Origin of the sequence: Microcella putealis (assembly GCF_004216575.1) — a bacterium.
GTDB classification, from domain to species: Bacteria; Actinomycetota; Actinomycetes; order Actinomycetales; family Microbacteriaceae; genus Microcella; species Microcella putealis.
Window position 1 is genome coordinate 213,714 of record NZ_SGWW01000001.1, and the last position, 16,125, is coordinate 229,838.

The window sequence follows — 16,125 nt, forward strand, 5'->3', positions numbered from 1 at the left end:
GTCAGTGCAGCAGAGACCCGTCGGAGGCCAGCACGTTCTTCTCGCCCGCCTCGATGCGGAACGGGAAGCGGTTCTGCTTCGGCGGAAGCGGGCAGTTGAAGTGGTAGCTGAAGGCGCATGGCGGCAGGATCGCCGTGTTGAAGTCGAGCGTGATGGTGCCGTCGGGGTTCGGCGCCATGAACAGGAAGCGGCCGACCGAGTACGTGTCGTCGCCGTTGGTGGCGTCGGCGAACACCAGTTGCAGTGCGCGACCTGACTTGAAGGCGGCAATGTCGTAGTCGACGCCGTCGTAGGTGAAACGAATCTCGCCCGGGACGACCTCGTCGCGCGTGTGCCCCTCGCTCTTCAGGTGCTCAAAGCCGACGGTCGTGCCGCCCTCGATCTCGCGGAACGTGCCCGTGATCACCCAGTCAGGGCGGTAGTCGTACGCGTCGATGCCGCCGAACTGCGCGATCGCCTCGCTCTCGGAATTCCACACGCGCAGGGCGTAAAGCCCGTCCTCCCCCGCGATCACGAAGCCCGTCGTGTGCTCGTCGAACTGAATGGTGCTGGGCGACGGGTCGTCCTTGCCGCGCACCCGCACCGTGCCGTCCACGAGCTCGCCGTCGACCGTGATGCCGTCGGCGGCGGTCGCCGTCACCGTGAGCCCACCCTCGGGGGCCGGAGCCCAGGTGCCGGGCACACCCCAGATCGTCTGCTCGTCGCCCACCCACTGCGTGTTGACGAGCGCGAGCGGGCCCTGCGGCTGACGCGCGGCGAGCTCGCGGCGCTCGCGGAACGTGGCGTAGCGCTCGGCGGGGGTCGGGGCGGGGGCGGTGTCGGTCATGCGACCATCCTGCAAGCGATGGCGGATGCGCGCCAATCGACGCGCGGGACGGCTCAGCCGCCGAGCAACCCGAGCACGACGACGGCCCCTGAGGGGATGCTCGCGAGCGCCGTCGAGGACGCGATACGCAGGCGCGCCGCACCCCGCGCGTCACGCGCAGCGCCCGCCGGCCGCGCGATCGCCCACTCGGCAGCGGCCCACGCCGCCGTGGCGGCGAGAATCACGAGGGTCGCGGTGCGCACTCCGGCGGTCGCGGGCACCCCCGCGATGAGGCCCGTCACCTGCACGAGCGCGACGACACCCCACGGCACGATCGCGAGCACGGTGAGGAAGGCGTACGGCCACAGGTGCCGGCGCGAGCCGTCGTGACGCGGCGTGCGATCGGAGAGCCACCCGAGCATCCCGGACCCGGCGGCGAGCGCGTACAGCGCGACGACCGTCGCCGCCTCGTCCACGCCGTTGAGCGCCGCCACGATGACGATCGTGATGCCGAGCGACTGGGACACGCTGACCCAGTGCAGCGTCGACGCGGCGGACGCTGTCAGGGCGCCGCGGCGCGCCCGCAGCGCGGCGAGTGCGGTGACGGCAACGCCCAACGGGACGAGCATGGCCACCTCGGGGCTGAAAGGCACCCCGGCGCCCGCAACAAACCCGAACGAGCCGTCGGCCGCGAGCGGCCGCTCGAAGGCGACGACAACGCTCAGAAGGCCCCCGTCAGCGGCAACAAGGGCGATGATGCCGACGAACCCCAGCAGTTGAGCCGCCAGCACGAGCGCCGACATCGCAAGCGGCCGGGCGGCGGGCGGTGGGGGCAGAGTCACGGATGCCTCCTCGACGCGGGCAGACGGTGCGGGTACGGACGGTGGTAGGGCGGACGGGACTTGAACCCGTGACCGATGGATTATGAGTCCACTGCTCTAACCAGCTGAGCTACCGCCCCGTGGCGCTCGGGGCGCCTCGCCGATGCTACCCCGCAGGGTCGACGTCGCGCTCGACGACGCCGATGACCCCTGTGTCGACGACGGGGTCAGACACGGGCCGGCCGCGGTACAGCGCCTCGAAGGTGTCGAGCGTGCGGCGAATGTCGTGACCGCCGACGATGCGCAGGCTGTCGCGCTGCAGCGCCACGCGCTCGTCGTGGGGCATCGTGAGCACCTGTGTCAGGCGGTCGGCGAAGCCCTGAATGTCTCCGGGCTCGTACAGGAAGCCGTTCTCGCCGTCGTGAATGAGGTGCGGCAGGGCCATCGCGTTCGCGCCGACGACAGGAAGGCCCGAGGCCATCGCCTCCATCGTCGCGATCGACTGCAGCTCGGCCCGCGACGGCATGGCGAAAACGGATGCCCTGGTCAACTGCTCGCGCAGGTATTCGTCAGTCGTGTATCCGGCAAACAGGACGCGGTCGGCGAGCCCGAGGTCGCGGGCGAGCTTCTCGAGCGCGCCCCGCTGCTCGCCGTCGCCGATGATGACGACGCGGGTCGTAAGGGCCGGGTCGAGCAGGGCGACAGCGCGCAGCAGCTCGTCGATGTGCTTCTCGGCCTCGACCCGGCCGAGGAAGAGCACGACGTTCTCAGCGCGCGGGGTGAGATCGGCTGTGTAGTGATCGACGTGCAAGCCGCAACTGATGGCGTGCACCTTGTCGAGCTCGGTGTACCGCTCGAGGTACTGCGCGGCCTTGAGGGTGGGGGTCGTGACCTCGGCCGCGAGCCCAAAGGTGCGACCAGCCGCACGCCACAGCGCCCGAATGACGGGCTCGCGCAGGGGCCCGATGAACGGGGTGAACTGCATCGCGTTGTCGGGCATGAAGTGGTTCGTGCCGATCAGTCGGATGCCGCGCGCGACGGCCTGACGCGCAAGGCCGCGACCGACCACGATGTGCGACTGAAAGTGCACGACGTCGGGCTTCACGGTGTCGAGCACGTGAGCGGCGTTCTGCTCGATGCGCCACGGCAGCGCGTACCGCAGCCACGGGTGCGGCCGCCAGCGCCACGACCGCAGCCGGTGCACCGTCATCGCCTGCCCCTCGTGCACCTCGGTGCGGACGACGTTCGGCCCGTTCTCGGCCCCGGGGGCAACCACGTGAACCTCGTGCCCGCGCTCGACCATGCCGGCCGCGAGCCGTTCGGCAAACTTCGCGGCGCCATTGACGTCGGGGCCGAACGTGTCGCATCCGATCACGATGCGCAGGGGGCGGTCGGCCGAACCGCCTAGCTGCGGGTCGTCTGGCACAGAAACCTCGGGGCTCGTTGGGGGCGGGGGTCACGGGGCACGACACCGTCGGCCCGCGATAACCCTAGCCGAGCGGCGCCTTCAGCGATGGGTTTGCGGGTGGTGCTTCGCCAGTTTCACGACCCCGATGACCGCCACGGCCCCGGCGGCCACACCGATCAGCGCGGCCGGCAGGGGCATCAGCGCCGCCTCCCCCAACACGAACGCGCCGACAAGCACGGCAACCAGCGGATCGACCACCGTGAGGCCGGCGATGACGAGATCGGGGGAACCGAGTTGATAGGCCGTCTGCACGAGGTACCCGCCGAGCGCCGCGGCCGTGAGCAGCGCCACGATGGCGACGATCGTCAGCGCGTCGAATTGGCCGCCCAGCACCCGATTGATGACGACCTTCGCGAGCGTCGCCACGAAGCCGAACAGCGAGCCGGCCGCGATGATCGCGAACAACGCTCCGGAACGGCGACGCACCACGAGGAAAACCGCCGCGACGATGACAGTCAGAACCCCGAGCATCCCAAGCACGATGATCAGCGCACGATCGTCAATACGCCGCTCGACGGCGAAGATCGCGGCGACGACCACGAAGGCGCCCACGCCGCCAACGCAGAGCACGATCGCGCGGATGGCGCGACGATCAAGCCGAATACGCGACACCCGGGCGTTCAGAATGGCGGTGACGACGAGAGCCACCACGCCGATCGGCTGCACCACGATGAGGGGGGCGAAGCCGAGGCTCGACAGTTGGAACAGCACGGCAAGACCCAGCATGACGGTGCCGATGACCCACGACGGGCGGCCAAACAGGTGCATCACCTGACGCAGGCTGAGACCGGCCCGCGAGCCGTCGCCGAGACGCGTCTCGACCTTCGTCACTCCGCGGTGCTGAAACTGCGCGCCGAGCGAGAGGAAAATGGCGCCCACGAGAGCCAGCGGGATGCCGATCGCGACGAGCGGGCTGCGAAACAGCTCGTCGGCCAGGTCGGTCACGTCGGGCGGCACCGCGCCACTCTATCGAGCGGGTCGACGCTCGCCGCCTCGATATCCTGAAGGGCGTGGCCATTCTCCCCATCCGCATCGTCGGCGAACCCGTTCTTCACCAGCCCGCCGCCCCCGTGACCGAGTTCGACGAGTCACTCGCCCGGCTCGTCGACGACATGCGCGAGACGATGGCGGAAGCGCCAGGCGTCGGGCTCGCGGGGCCTCAGGTCGGTGTCGATGCGCGGCTGTTCGTCTGGGATTGGACCGACGAGAATGACGCCCGACACAGCGGCGTCGCGATCAACCCCGAGCTCTGGGTGAGCCCCCTGCCCATTGGCGACGCCGACGAGTGGGACAACTCGGAGGGGTGCCTGTCGGTGCCCGGGGAGCGCTTCCCCCTGCTGCGCTCTGAGCGGGCGCTGCTGCGCGCCGTCGACCTGAGCGGCGCGCCGTTCGAGATCGCGGCCGAGGGCTGGCTCGCCCGAATCTTCCAGCACGAGTTCGACCACCTGAACGGTGTGCTCTACGTCGATCGGCTTGCGCACCCGCACGGTAAGGCCGCGCAGAAGGCCATCAAGCGCCAGTCGTGGGGCGGCCCGGGCCACAGCTGGATTCCCGGCATCGACAACCTCGAGGACTAGCGCCGCTACGCCGCCCAGCCGAGGCCGCGCAGCACCGCCGCGGTGATGGCGGCCGCGACGATGACGAGGATGAACGGGGCACGTGCCGCAAGCAAAACGGCGGCAACGACGATGGCGGGGAGGCGCGCGTCCACGCTGAGCGCCTGCCCCACACTCGCCGTCTGCACGACGACGAGCGCGGCGAGCAGCGCCACGGTCACGAGCTCGGCGGTCTCGGCCGCACCGCGCTTCTCGAGCACGCGCGGCGGCACCAGGTAGCCGACGAGTTTGATGGCGAGCACCGCAATCGAGGCGGCGAGGATAATCGTCCAGACACTCACGGCTGCTCCCCCGTGATCGACTCGGTATCGCGGCGGCGGCGCCACACTCCGAGGAGGCCGCCCGCCACGCCGACCAGTGCCGCCGCCAGCACGGGAATGCCCGGTGGCAGCAGCGGGATCGTCACGACGGCGACGATCGCCGCACCCACGGCGACGGCGACCGGCTCGAGCGCGCGCAACCGCGGCCAGACGAGCCCGAGGAAGGCGGCCGCCGCCGCGGCGTCGAGGCCGTAGGCCCGCACGTCGCCGAGCAGGTCGCCGACGAGCGCGCCGACGAGGGTCATCACGTTCCAGCCGATGTAGATGATCACGCCCGTCGCCCAGAAGCCGACACGCTGCGCCTCAGGGTGGCGTTGCGCGGTTGAGACGGCGGTCGACTCGTCGATCGTCAGGTGGCCGGCAACGAGTCGCTTGAGCACTCCTGGCCCGACGATCGGCGACACGCGCACGGCATAGAGCCCGTTGCGCAGACCCAGCAGTGTCGCGCCCGCAATGGCGGCGGGCCCGGCGCTGGCGCCGCCCGAGGCAATGACGCCGATCAGCGCGAACTGGGAGCCGCCCGAAAACATGACGAGGCTCAGTACGCAGGCCTGCCAGACGCTCAACCCCGAGGCGACCGCGAGCGCGCCGAACGACACCCCATACGCCGACACGGCAATGCCCACGCCCCAGGCCGCGCGCCACGCCTCACGGCGCTCGAGGGTGACGTCGGGCTCGGGCGCCGGCGGTGGAGTCGAGGCGGCCGTCACGAGCGGCCGACGCGCACGCCGTGCACCGCGTTGTGGAAGCGCAACGCCGGGAACACGACCGACAGGGAAAACCCGACACCGGGAACCGTCGTCGCCGTGACGACGCCGCCGAACAGCTCAGCGCGGGCGCGCATCTCGCGCAGTCCCTCGCCCGTCACGGGTGTCGTCAGCGCCGCGGCGTCGTCGGCAATCGAGTAGCCCTGGGCGACCAGCTCGTCGTCGCTGCGCCCCGCCCGGCGTGCTTGCGCTCGCAGGCCATCGTCGTCGACCCGCAGGTGCAGACCCTGCTCACTCCACGTCAGGCCGACACGCACCTCGGTGCCCTCCCCGCCGTACTGCAGCGAGTTCGCCAGCGCCTCTTCCAGCACCCGGTAGAGGGCAAGCCCCGCACCCTCGCTGACCGGAAACCGCTCCCCCAGCTCGGAAACGGTGACGATGAGCCCGCGCTCGCGCAGCGCCGCGAAGAGACCGTCGAGGGCGTCCAGTGCCGGCCGCGCATCGCCCAGCTGCTCGGCCTCGGCCGTTGCCGTGACGACGCGGCGCAGTTCGGCGAGCGTGTGGCGGGCGCTGTCGGCAATCTGTTCGGATGCCCGCTCGGCGAGCCCCGGATCGCGCGTCGCCGCCGCCTTCGCCCCCTCCGCCACCTGAATCACGCCCGACATCCGGTGCGCGGCGACATCGTGCAGCTCGCGGATCATGCGCAAGCGCGCGGTCTGCTCACCGAGCGCGATCTCGAGCTCGCGAGCACGATCGGAGAGCCCGCGCGCGTCCGCGCGGGCGGAGCGCGCCCGCTGGGCGGCGACGATCGCGATCGATGCCGTGGCGAGCATCCCGACCGCCGCCGCGACAAGCACGCTGACAGTCAGCATCGCGCTGTCGGTCACGGCGGGCTCCTTCGCGGGCGACGCGCCTCGCGCGAGGGCGACGAGGGGGTGAGGAGTGTGGCTCCCCGACTTGGACTCGAACCAAGAACCTGCCGGTTAACAGCCGGCTGCTCTGCCAATTGAGCTATCGAGGATCGCTGCGAACAGCGGACACCACGGTATCAGAAATCGTCGGCGCGTTTGACCGCGGACGCGGCGTCAGTAGCCCTCGGCCGGGTCGACGATTCCGACGAAACCCGTACCGCCCAGGAAGCCCCGCACGTTCTCGGTGATGCGCCCCGCCAGCAACGGCGCCGTCATCTCGGCCGTGTCGGCGGAGTGCGAGGTGATGAGGCATCGGTGCTCGGCAAACAAGGGGTGCCCCCCGGGCAGCGGCTCGGGGTCGGTGACGTCGAGCCCGGCACCCAGCAGCGACCCGGAGGCGAGCGCGTCGACGAGAGCGTCGGTGTCAACGAGCGCTCCGCGCGCGATGTTGACCAGCACGGCCTCGTCGGGCAGCAGGGCGAGGCGCCGCGCGTCGATGAGGTGTCGCGTGCTCGTCGTCGAGGCCGCGGCGAGAATCAGCACGTCGGTGTCGGGCAGCACGCCGTCGAGCTCGTCGACCGTCACGGTGCGATCGGCCCCCTCGAGCGGATGCGCGGTGCGGCGAACGACGGTCGTCTCGGTTCGCCACGGCGCCAGCAAGCGAAGGATCTCGCGGGCGATGCCGCCCGCCCCGACGATCGTCACCCGCAGGCCGTACAGGGAGCGCCCGGTGCGGGCATCGGCCCAGCGGGCCGCGCGGGCCTTCGGGGCGAATTCGCGCAGCAGGGCGTGCGCGAGCGCCACCGCGTGCTCGGCCACCGGTTCGGAGTACGCGCCCTTGGCACTCGTGAACACTGGACCGGAACCGTCGGCATAGCGGGGAAGCAGCTCGGCGAAGCCGTCGACGCCCGCCCACGGCAGCTGCACCCACGCGATCTGCGGGTGAGCGTCGAGGGCGGCGGCCAGCTCGTCGGATCGTGCCGCGCTCAACCAGATGATGCCGCGGGTGTCGCTGCCGAGCGGCTGCACCGTGCCCCCCGCGCGCTCCACCGCCTCGGCGAAGCCGTCGTGGGACGTCGGCAGAATCGCGATCGGCCCCGGCTCGACCGTGCGCGGCGGCATCGCGGTGTGGCCGGACAGCGGGTCGCGATGCTGAGCGCGCTCACGAATCCGGCCGCTCGGGCGAACGTCGTGGCGAGGAGCGTCGGCGGTCATGCCCTCAGGCTAAAGGGCAGCAGCGACGCCCGACAGTTCGGCGAGGCGGCGCACGTAGCGGTGGGTGCCCCTCGACAGGACGTCGTCGATGGGGCCGTAGCCGACGAAGCGACCCGCATGCATCACGGCGAGCGTGTCGGTAAGCCGGCGCACCTCGCCCAATTCGCTCGACACCACGAGGGCGGCGAAGCCACGACTGCGCTGCACCTCGGCAAGGTGGTCAAGGATCGTCTCTCGCACGGTTGCGTCGACGCCGCTGGTGGCTTCGTCCGTCACGAGCAACTCGGGGTCGAGCACGAGGGCTCGGGCAATTGCCACGCGCTGCCGCTGACCGCGGCTGAGCTCGTGCGGGTACTTCGGGATGGTCGCGAGGGTCAAGTGCATCGCGTCGATCGCTTCGGCCACGATGCCCCCGGCGAGCACGCGGTCGAGCTTGGGTGTGCGCTGAAACAGCGGGTAGGCAACGTTCTCGCCCGCCGTCAGGTGGGGGTCGAGGGCCGTGCCCGCGTCTTGCGGAACGTAGCCGACGCGCAGGCCCAATTCGGTGTCGTCGCGCCGCCGCAGCTGTCGCACATCGATGCCGAGCACGTCAAGGCTGCCGCCGACAATCTTGGGGCCGCGCTCGATGGTGCGGTCGGTGAGGCCCGCGATTGCCCGCGCCAGGGTGCTCTTGCCACTGCCTGCCTCGCCGATGATCGCGAGCGTCTCGCCCGGAGCGATGCGCACGTCGACCCCGCGCACAGCGTCGACCGACGGCCCTCCGTCGACCCCCGCGAAGCGCAGCGACAGGTCGTTCGCGAATACCGCGGGCCTAGCCATCGTGTCCTCCGTGTCGGCGCCGGGTGGTGGCAGCGCCACGGTCAGTCTACTGACGCCGCGGGCACGCGTGAATATGACTCAGGAAAGGTCGCCCCGCACGCGGCGACGCTCGTTCTCGATCGCCATGAGCTGGGTCTGCAGTTCGCGATACCGCGCCGGGTCGGCGGCCTGATCGGCGCGCTGCAGGGCGCCCAGCAGTTCGGTCTTGCGGCGCAGCAGATCGCGATCAATGAGCGAACTCGTGATGCCCGCGCAGTACTCGGCGACGTGGTCGTCGCGCACGGGCAGCGGCGCGATGGCGAGCTGGGTGATGAGTGGCGCGAACGCGGGCGGCGCCTCCTCGGTCACGCGCCGCGCCCAGTCGGCCGCGCCGTAATGCTCGAAAGCGGCAAGCAGCGCATCGCGCGCCGTCGCCAGCGCCGGTTGGCTAAACGTTGTCACCAGGGCCCGGCTCGCTGTCTCGCGGGGCACGTCCTCCGGATGCTGCAGAAGCGCCATCAGGAGCTCACGTTCCAGCCGGGTGACGGGATCGTTCGGCAGTTGGGCGAGGCCGATCACCGGGGCGTGCGACGCGCCTCCTGCAGCCGACTCCCCCGGCCGCGTGGTGGCGCGATCGCCGTCACTGCCGTAGCTGCCGTCGGGGCGTGAGCGTCCGTCCCCACCGTCGCGTGACCCGGCGGCCGACGCCCCCCGACTGTCCCCACCGTCGCGCGGCGCGAATGCGCGGTCGACGGACGCGCGGTCGCCGGATGCGCGCCCGTCGCGACCCCGCGCATCCGCATTCGAGGAGGCGCGCACAGCGGCGTTGACGGCGCGTTGCACGTCGTCGGTGTCGACGCCGATCCAGCCGGCGACCTGGCGGACGTAGCCGTTGCTCAGCGAGCGGTCGCGAATGCGCGCCACCACCGGGGCGGCCGCGCGCACGGCCCCGACGCGGCCCTCGACCGTTTCGAGATCGAACTGGGCGAGTTGGCGGCGGATCATGAACTCGAACATGGGACGACGGGTGCCCACGAGCTGGCGCACCGCCTCGTCGCCCCGCTGCAGCCGCAGATCGCACGGATCGAGCCCATCGGGGGCGACCGCCACAAAGGTCTGCGCGGCGAAACGCTGCTCATCGGCGAACGCACGGCTCGCGGCCTTCTGGCCAGCCTCGTCGGGGTCGAAGGTGAAGATGACCTCGCCGAGTTGCGTCGTGTCGGCGTTGTCGGTGTCGCCCATGACGCGGCGCAACATCGTGATGTGGTCGCCCCCGAACGCCGTGCCACAGGTCGCCACCGCGGTCGTGATGCCAGCGAGGTGGCAGGCCATGACGTCGGTGTAGCCCTCGACAACGACGGCCTGCTTGCCGCGCGCGATGTCGCGCTTCGCGAGATCGAGGCCGTACAGCACCTTGGCCTTGTGGTACACCGGCGTCTCGGGCGTGTTGAGGTACTTCGGGCCCTTGTCGGTCTCGAGCAGGCGCCGGGCACCAAAGCCGAGGGTCGCGCCCGTGGTGTCGCGAATCGGCCAAATGAGGCGACCGCGGAAGCGGTCGTACGGGCTGCGGTCGCCCTGACCCTGCAGACCTGCGGCGAGGATTTCGTCGGCGGTGAAGCCCTTGCCGCGCAGGTGCGCGCCGACCGCGTCGTAGGCGTTCGGCGCGTAACCCACGCCGAAGCGCTCGGCCGCGGCCGCGTCGAAACCGCGCTCGCCGAGGAAGGCGCGGGCCGGGGCCGCCTCGGGCGTCGCCAACTGGCTGCGGAAGAACGCCTCAGCCGCCTCGTTCGCGGCCAGAATGCGGCGACGGTTGCCCTGGTCGGGAGCCGCGCCGCCCTCCTCGTACTGCAGGGTGTAGCCGATGCGGGCCGCCATGCGCTCGACCGACTCGGCGAACGTCATGTGGTCCATCTTCTGCAGGAAGGTGAACACGTCGCCCCCCTCACCGCAGCCGAAGCAGTGATAGAAGCCGACCTGCGGCCGCACGTGGAAGCTGGGGCTGCGTTCGTCGTGGAAGGGGCACAGGCCCTTCATCGAACCGACGCCCGCGCTCTTCAGCGTGACGTAGTCACCGACGACGTCGGCGATGTTGACGCGCGAACGCACCTCGTCGATATCGCTTCGTCGGATACGGCCGGCCACAGGCCCGATTCTAGGGGCGCTCAGGCGGGAGCCCGCCGCCCCTCGACCCAGCGCTCATGCCAGGCCAGAGCCGACTGGTCGGTGAGGGAGGCGATCTGATCGACAACCACGCGGCGACGGGCATCGTCGGTGTCGGCCGCCTCAAAATCGGCCCGGAACACCGGGGTCAGCGCCTGCGGCCCCGCCGCCCAGACCGCGTCGGCGAGGTCGGTGAGCAGCGCCCGCTGGCGCGCGTACAGCGGCTGCCGCTCGTCGTTTGCCATGACGAGCGTGCCGACGACGCCCTTCAGCACGCCGATCTCGGCGCGGGTGGCGACGGGAACAACCACGTGTGCGCGGAACCGCACCAGGGCATCCTCAGAAAAGGCGGCACGGGTGGCGTGAACAGCGTCGTGCGCAAAGCGGCCGATGAGGCTGCTCGTCAGGTTCTTGAGGCCCGCGAGGTCGGCGCGCGAGCCCGTCCAGGCCGACATCCACGCTTCGAGCTCAGCAAGGCGGCCAAAGGCTGCCCGCACGTCGTCTTCCGCGAGGTCGTCGCCGTTCCAGCGGAGGACGCCCGCAACGAGCGCTTCGCGGTCGGCTTCGCTCGTCAGGATGCGCGGGTCAATCGAGTCGCCGACGATCGCGTCTTCGAAATCGTGAACGGAGTAAGCGATGTCGTCGGAGAGATCCATGACCTGGGCCTCCATGCTCGGGACGCGCTCGGGGGCGCCCTCACGCATCCAGGCGAAGGTGTCGACATCGTCGGCGTAGACGCCAAACTTCTGGCGACCGCTCGGGTCGCCGATCGCGTCGGCGAGAGTCCACGGGTACTTGCAGGCGGCGTCAAGGCTCGCGCGGGTCAGGTTCAGGCCGAAGCTTTCGCCGTCGTGAGCCATGACCTTCGGTTCGAGGCGGCTCAGCAGACGCAGGGTCTGGGCGTTGCCCTCGAAGCCGCCGATGTCGCGGGCCCAGGCGTTCAGCGCGCCCTCACCGTTGTGGCCGAACGGCGGGTGGCCGAGGTCATGCGCGAGACACGCCGTGTCGACGACGTCGGGGGCCAGACTCAGCGCGGACGCGAGCTCGCGCCCCACCTGCGCCACCTCGAGCGAGTGGGTGAGCCGGTTACGTGCGAAGTCGACGCCGGCGGTCGGGCTCAGCACCTGGGTCTTCGCGGAGAGCCGGCGGAGCGCGCTCGAGTGCAGCAACCGAGCACGATCGCGCGCGAAGTGGGCGCGGTTGGTCGAGTGCTGCTCGGGGTGGCGGCGCTCGACATCGTGCGGGGTATAGCCGCGGTCGGGGGCGGCCGGAGCGCTGTGCGGGGAGTGCGGGGCGGCGGGCGTCGACGGGGCGGGCGAAGAGGGGGCAGGCGCAGAGGGGGCGATGCGCGGATCCATTTGGGGGTTCTCCATCGACTAGCCGCCGCTGTTGTGCAGCTCGGCGGCGGACACCTCGGCGCGGCTCGCGTCAGTGAGTTCTCGGCTCTCGAGCCAGCGATCGGGCAGGGCGGGCTTCTTCGGCGTGCCGGCGCGGCCACGCTGACCCTCGGCGGCCTCACCCGGGTACGGAGCATCGCGGTCGAGTTCGCCAAGCATGTCGTCGAGGTGCTGCAGGCTCTCGGTCTGGGCGAGGCGGGCCCGCAACTCGCCGCCGACCGGGTAGCCCTTGAAGTACCAGGCGACATGCTTGCGAATGTCACGGCAGCCGCGCAGCTCGTCGCCGTCGAAGAACTCGACCAGCAGCTCGGCGTGGCGGCGGAGGGCGTCGCCCACCTCGCCAAGCGTGGGCGTGGCCTTGCGCTTCTCGCCCCGGAAGGCGGCGGCGAGGTCGCCGAACAGCCACGGGCGGCCAAGGCAGCCGCGCCCGACGACAATGCCATCGCAGCCCGACTGTTCGACCATGCGGAGGGCGTCGTCGGCGCTCCAGATGTCGCCGTTGCCGAGCACCGGAACACTCGTGATCGTGTCTTTCAGGGTGCCGATCGCGTCCCAGTCAGCGTTACCCGAATAGAAGTCGGCAGCGGTGCGAGCGTGCAGGGCGATGGCGCTGACGCCGGCGCCCTCGGCGGCCTTCGCGGCCTCGAGGTAGGTGAGGTGATCGGCGTCGATGCCCTTGCGCATCTTCACGGTTACGGGGATGTCGCCGGCGGCCGACACCGTCTCCTCGACGATGCGTCGGAAGTGCTCAAGCTTCCACGGCAGGGCCGCGCCCCCTCCCTTGCGCGTTACCTTCGGAACGGGGCATCCGAAATTCATGTCGATGTGGTCGGCGAGGCCCTCACCGACGAGGAAACGCGCCGCCTCGCCGGCCGTGGTCGGGTCGACGCTGTACAGCTGGATACTGCGGGTCGTCTCGCTCTCGTGGTGGCGAATGAGGCGCAAACTCTCGGGAGTGCGCTCGACCAAGGCGCGGCTCGTGATCATCTCGCTGACGTAGAGGCCCGCGCCGTACTCGCGGCACAGGCGCCGGAACGCCGTATTCGTGATGCCCGCCATCGGCGCGAGCACGACCGGCACGCTGAGCGGCAGAGGGCCGATGCTCAGCTGCGGGGCGGTGGAGGTGGCGGTAGACATACGGTTCCCATTGTCTCACCCTCCCGCGGCGGGGGTGCCCGAGCGGACGGGGGCGCGGAATGGGCGACGGGGATGGGGCGTTGAGGACGACGGGTTCCCCGGAGGCGCAGCCGAGCATCCGCGAAAAGAAGAGAGCAGATATGACCGCCATCGAAGACGGCGCCGCGCGCGTCGACGCCGCCGTCACCGCGCTGGGGCTGGAGGCCGACGTCGTGCCCCGCGGGGATGCCCGCTCGCTCGAGGAGGCCGCCGCCAATGTCGGCGTCGCGCCCTCACAGGTGATCAAGACGCTCGTGCTGAAGAAGAGCGACGACAGCTACGTATTCGCGCTCGTCCCGGGTGGGCGGCAGCTGTCGTGGGCGAAAGTGCGGGCGCTGCTCGGCGTCAACAAGATTCAGCTGCCGAAGCCGGAGCAAGCACTCGCCGCGACCGGATTCGAGCGTGGCACGATCGTGCCGCTCGGCTCGACGACCGCGTGGCCGGTGATCGCCGACGCGACCATCGCGGGGCGCGTGGCGCTCGGCGCCGGTCGCCCGGGCCACAGCCTGCTCACTGAGGCCGCTCCCCTGCTCGCGGCCCTCGACGCCACCGTCGCCGACATCAGCGACCCCGAGTAGCGGGCCGAGCGCCCGCCCGCACCCCCGGCCCGTCAACAACTCAGGACAAACGCGCGCCTGAGTTGAGTGGAGCCTCGCGGTTGCGGGGAACCAGCTCGAGGCTCGAGGCGTTAGTCCTGAGTTGTTGACGCCGCAGTGGTTGGAGCGTCGGCATTCAGTGCCGGGACCGCACACACGTCGCCCTCGCAGGCAGCGGCGTCGGGGCTGCCGAGCATCGTGAAGCCACTGGGCTGGGCGGAGAAGTTGCTCACGCGTGTGACCCCGTGTGGCGCGCGGTCGAAGCTGCAGGTTTGCGCCCCTCATCCGCGGCCTGATGCAGCGCCGCCAGGAATGACGCGGACTCTTGGGCGCCGGAGATGCCGTACTTCGCGTCAATGACGAAGAACGGCACACCCTGGATGCCATAGGCGACAGCCTGTGCCATGTCTGCCTTCACGTCGGGAAGGAAGGTGTGGTCGGCGAGCGCGCTTGCGGCGGCCTCGCGGTCCAGGCCCACCTCAGCGGCGAGGTCAGAGAGCTGGTCGGCGCGGCCGATGTGACGACCTTCAGTGAAGTACGCGCGAAGGAGTCGCTCTTTGAGTTCTGCTTGCTTGTCGTGCTGCTTGGCAAAGTGCAGCAGCTCGTGCGCGAGCACAGTGTTTGTCTGGTGAATGCGGTCGTAGTGGTAATTGAGCCCGACGCTCGCGGCGATCTGGCTGACACGATCAACCATCTGCTGGGCTTGCTCAGGGCTGATGCCCTTGCGCTCGCTCAAGTAGTCGATCGGGGTGCCCTCAAAGTCGACCGGGGTGTCGGGGGCGAGCTCGAAGCTTCGGTAGGTGACCGACACCTCGCCGCCCTCAGCGCGGAACTGCTCGACGGCGGCCTCGAACTTGCGTTTGCCGATGTAGCACCAGGGGCACTGCACGTCGGACCAGATCTGCACATCGATTACGTTGCTCACCCTGGGGTCAACGCACGGCGGCGTCGCGTATTCCGCGACCGCCTGGGTTCGGCGTCCACAACTCAGGACAAACGCGCCCGGCGCCGCGGTTTCACACTCACGGAGCGCGGATGTGCGCGGGTCGGTCGTCGATAGCGCCGCGGTTGTCCTGAATTGTCGACACCGACGGTGGGGCGCAGCTCTGGCGTGATGCCTCGAGCAGCAAGAGCCGTGAGGATCGCGGCTTCGACTGTTGGCCAACTATCGAACACGTGGCTGGCGGCCGGTCGGATGGCGTGCAGACCCTCGATGGTGATGGCGAGGTCCTTGCTGCGGTCTCGAGTGAACCGATCGCGGTGGAAACGCTCGCCATCAATCTCGAGGCCGACCGCCCCCTCGATCACGAGATCGACCGGGCTGGGGTCGTTGGGCAGCGCGACCTGTTCGGTGACCCGCAAGCCCCGACGGGCAAGCCTCGTGCGCGCGAGACTTTCGGGCAGCGAATCGCATCGCTCGCTTGACCAGCCAACGACGGACCTGCTGCGACGGGGTACCCGGCGCACGAGAGCGAACGCGTCGATCACGTCAATGAGTCCGCGCCGTCGAGCCCAGTCGATGGCCGCCACCGCGTCCTCTGCCGCCTCCGTGGCGATGGCAACTTCGAGTGCCTCGCGCACGTCCACGAGACCCGTCGAGACGTCGCGATCATGAGCCTGTCTCGTCCAGTGCAGCACCACCTGCGTGCGGCGAGACGATCGAGCGAAGGTCACCGTGCGTCGACGAGGGCAGCGGAGACGGGAGGCGTTCACGGGGACCGCGACGTGCATCCGGCCGCGTCGACGCACCCAGCCGTCCATCGCCGCGATCGCCGACAAGCCCGTGAGTCGGCCGCCCACACGGAGAGCATGCGTGCGGGGATCCTGCTCAGGCCAGATCGAGTACCAACCCCGCCGTGGGCGCGAGACGAGACCGGTGCGCACTGCCGCCCGAAGTAGCCGGTCGTCGTGGCCCAAGCCGACGAGGTAGGCGCGGCCGGCTGCGCCTCCCGCTCGGGTGATGTCGTCAATGAGTGCGGTGAACATCGACGCATCATGCGCGACACCGCGTGTTGGGCCGCGTGCCGCCGCCACGGCTGTGCAGAGCCCCGCGCGCCGTCGGGTCTGGGCAGGAGCGGGCCGGCGTGGGACGCGGCGCGTTCGTCAACAACTCAGGACTACCAGCGCGCAACCGC

The 16,125-nt window shown here is 70.4% G+C and carries 16 protein-coding genes and 2 tRNA genes; 2 read left to right on the plus strand and 16 right to left on the minus strand.

The window, feature by feature from the left end; translation table 11 throughout:
- Position 1 precedes the first annotated feature (1 nt).
- From EV141_RS01100 to EV141_RS01120, 5 genes are all read right to left on the minus strand, one after another.
- Positions 2 to 826 (minus strand): DUF1684 domain-containing protein, encoded by an 825-nt coding sequence (locus tag EV141_RS01100; RefSeq protein WP_130484134.1) that lies wholly within the window; start codon positions 824 to 826, stop codon positions 2 to 4.
- Between the two features lie 53 nt (positions 827 to 879).
- Entirely contained in the window at positions 880 to 1,647 is a 768-nt protein-coding gene (locus EV141_RS01105) for a hypothetical protein (protein WP_130484135.1), read from the minus strand.
- Between the two features lie 42 nt (positions 1,648 to 1,689).
- A tRNA-Ile gene (locus EV141_RS01110) sits at positions 1,690 to 1,766 on the minus strand.
- A gap of 26 nt (positions 1,767 to 1,792) precedes the next feature.
- Entirely contained in the window at positions 1,793 to 3,052 is a 1,260-nt protein-coding gene (locus EV141_RS01115; protein ID WP_241968926.1) for a glycosyltransferase, read from the minus strand.
- Positions 3,053 to 3,133: 81 nt separating this feature from the next.
- Complete coding sequence (locus tag EV141_RS01120; RefSeq protein WP_130484136.1) at positions 3,134 to 4,051, minus strand: DMT family transporter; 918 nt, start codon at positions 4,049 to 4,051, stop codon at positions 3,134 to 3,136.
- Positions 4,052 to 4,104: 53 nt separating this feature from the next.
- Between EV141_RS01120 and def the strand changes: the two genes are divergently transcribed.
- The gene (gene def / locus EV141_RS01125) at positions 4,105 to 4,671 is read left to right on the plus strand and encodes a peptide deformylase (RefSeq protein WP_130484137.1); all 567 of its coding nucleotides are present in this window, start codon (positions 4,105 to 4,107) and stop codon (positions 4,669 to 4,671) included.
- A gap of 5 nt (positions 4,672 to 4,676) precedes the next feature.
- Here the strand turns inward: def and EV141_RS01130 are convergent, their stop codons facing one another.
- The 9 genes from EV141_RS01130 to dusB all read right to left on the minus strand — a co-directional run bounded on the left by EV141_RS01130 (position 4,677) and on the right by dusB (position 13,355).
- Positions 4,677 to 4,991: an AzlD domain-containing protein gene (locus EV141_RS01130; RefSeq protein ID WP_130484138.1), complete on the minus strand. Its 315-nt coding sequence runs from the start codon at positions 4,989 to 4,991 to the stop codon at positions 4,677 to 4,679.
- Complete coding sequence (locus EV141_RS01135) at positions 4,988 to 5,740, minus strand: AzlC family ABC transporter permease (protein ID WP_130484139.1); 753 nt, start codon at positions 5,738 to 5,740, stop codon at positions 4,988 to 4,990. The genes EV141_RS01130 and EV141_RS01135 overlap by 4 nt, the downstream gene beginning before the upstream one ends.
- Entirely contained in the window at positions 5,737 to 6,624 is an 888-nt protein-coding gene (locus EV141_RS01140) for a sensor histidine kinase (protein ID WP_130484140.1), read from the minus strand. Before EV141_RS01140 ends, EV141_RS01135 begins: the two co-directional genes overlap by 4 nt.
- A 58-nt stretch (positions 6,625 to 6,682) precedes the next feature.
- A tRNA-Asn gene (locus EV141_RS01145) sits at positions 6,683 to 6,758 on the minus strand.
- Between the two features lie 64 nt (positions 6,759 to 6,822).
- Positions 6,823 to 7,863 (minus strand): NAD(P)-dependent oxidoreductase, encoded by a 1,041-nt coding sequence (locus tag EV141_RS01150; protein ID WP_241968927.1) that lies wholly within the window; start codon positions 7,861 to 7,863, stop codon positions 6,823 to 6,825.
- Positions 7,864 to 7,872: 9 nt separating this feature from the next.
- Positions 7,873 to 8,682, minus strand: coding sequence for an ATP-binding cassette domain-containing protein (locus EV141_RS01155; protein ID WP_130484141.1), 810 nt, complete (start codon positions 8,680 to 8,682; stop codon positions 7,873 to 7,875).
- Between the two features lie 78 nt (positions 8,683 to 8,760).
- Positions 8,761 to 10,803: a DNA primase gene (gene dnaG, locus EV141_RS01160; RefSeq protein WP_130484142.1), complete on the minus strand. Its 2,043-nt coding sequence runs from the start codon at positions 10,801 to 10,803 to the stop codon at positions 8,761 to 8,763.
- A 20-nt stretch (positions 10,804 to 10,823) separates the two neighbouring features.
- Positions 10,824 to 12,179 carry a deoxyguanosinetriphosphate triphosphohydrolase gene (locus EV141_RS01165; RefSeq protein ID WP_130484143.1) on the minus strand — a complete coding sequence of 452 codons (1,356 nt, stop codon included), beginning with the start codon at positions 12,177 to 12,179 and terminating at the stop codon, positions 10,824 to 10,826.
- Between the two features lie 18 nt (positions 12,180 to 12,197).
- The gene (dusB, locus tag EV141_RS01170) at positions 12,198 to 13,355 is read right to left on the minus strand and encodes a tRNA dihydrouridine synthase DusB (protein ID WP_130484144.1); all 1,158 of its coding nucleotides are present in this window, start codon (positions 13,353 to 13,355) and stop codon (positions 12,198 to 12,200) included.
- Positions 13,356 to 13,495: 140 nt separating this feature from the next.
- On the opposite strand from dusB, the gene EV141_RS01175 reads away from it, so the two are divergent.
- Positions 13,496 to 13,972, plus strand: a complete 477-nt coding sequence (locus tag EV141_RS01175) for an aminoacyl-tRNA deacylase (RefSeq protein WP_130484145.1) — start codon at positions 13,496 to 13,498, stop codon at positions 13,970 to 13,972.
- Between the two features lie 247 nt (positions 13,973 to 14,219).
- Here the strand turns inward: EV141_RS01175 and EV141_RS01180 are convergent, their stop codons facing one another.
- Both EV141_RS01180 and EV141_RS01185 read right to left on the minus strand, forming a co-directional pair.
- Positions 14,220 to 14,915: a DsbA family oxidoreductase gene (locus tag EV141_RS01180; RefSeq protein ID WP_130484146.1), complete on the minus strand. Its 696-nt coding sequence runs from the start codon at positions 14,913 to 14,915 to the stop codon at positions 14,220 to 14,222.
- A 62-nt stretch (positions 14,916 to 14,977) separates the two neighbouring features.
- Positions 14,978 to 15,976, minus strand: coding sequence for a glycyl-tRNA synthetase (locus EV141_RS01185; RefSeq protein WP_130484147.1), 999 nt, complete (start codon positions 15,974 to 15,976; stop codon positions 14,978 to 14,980).
- Positions 15,977 to 16,125: the final 149 nt, after the last annotated feature.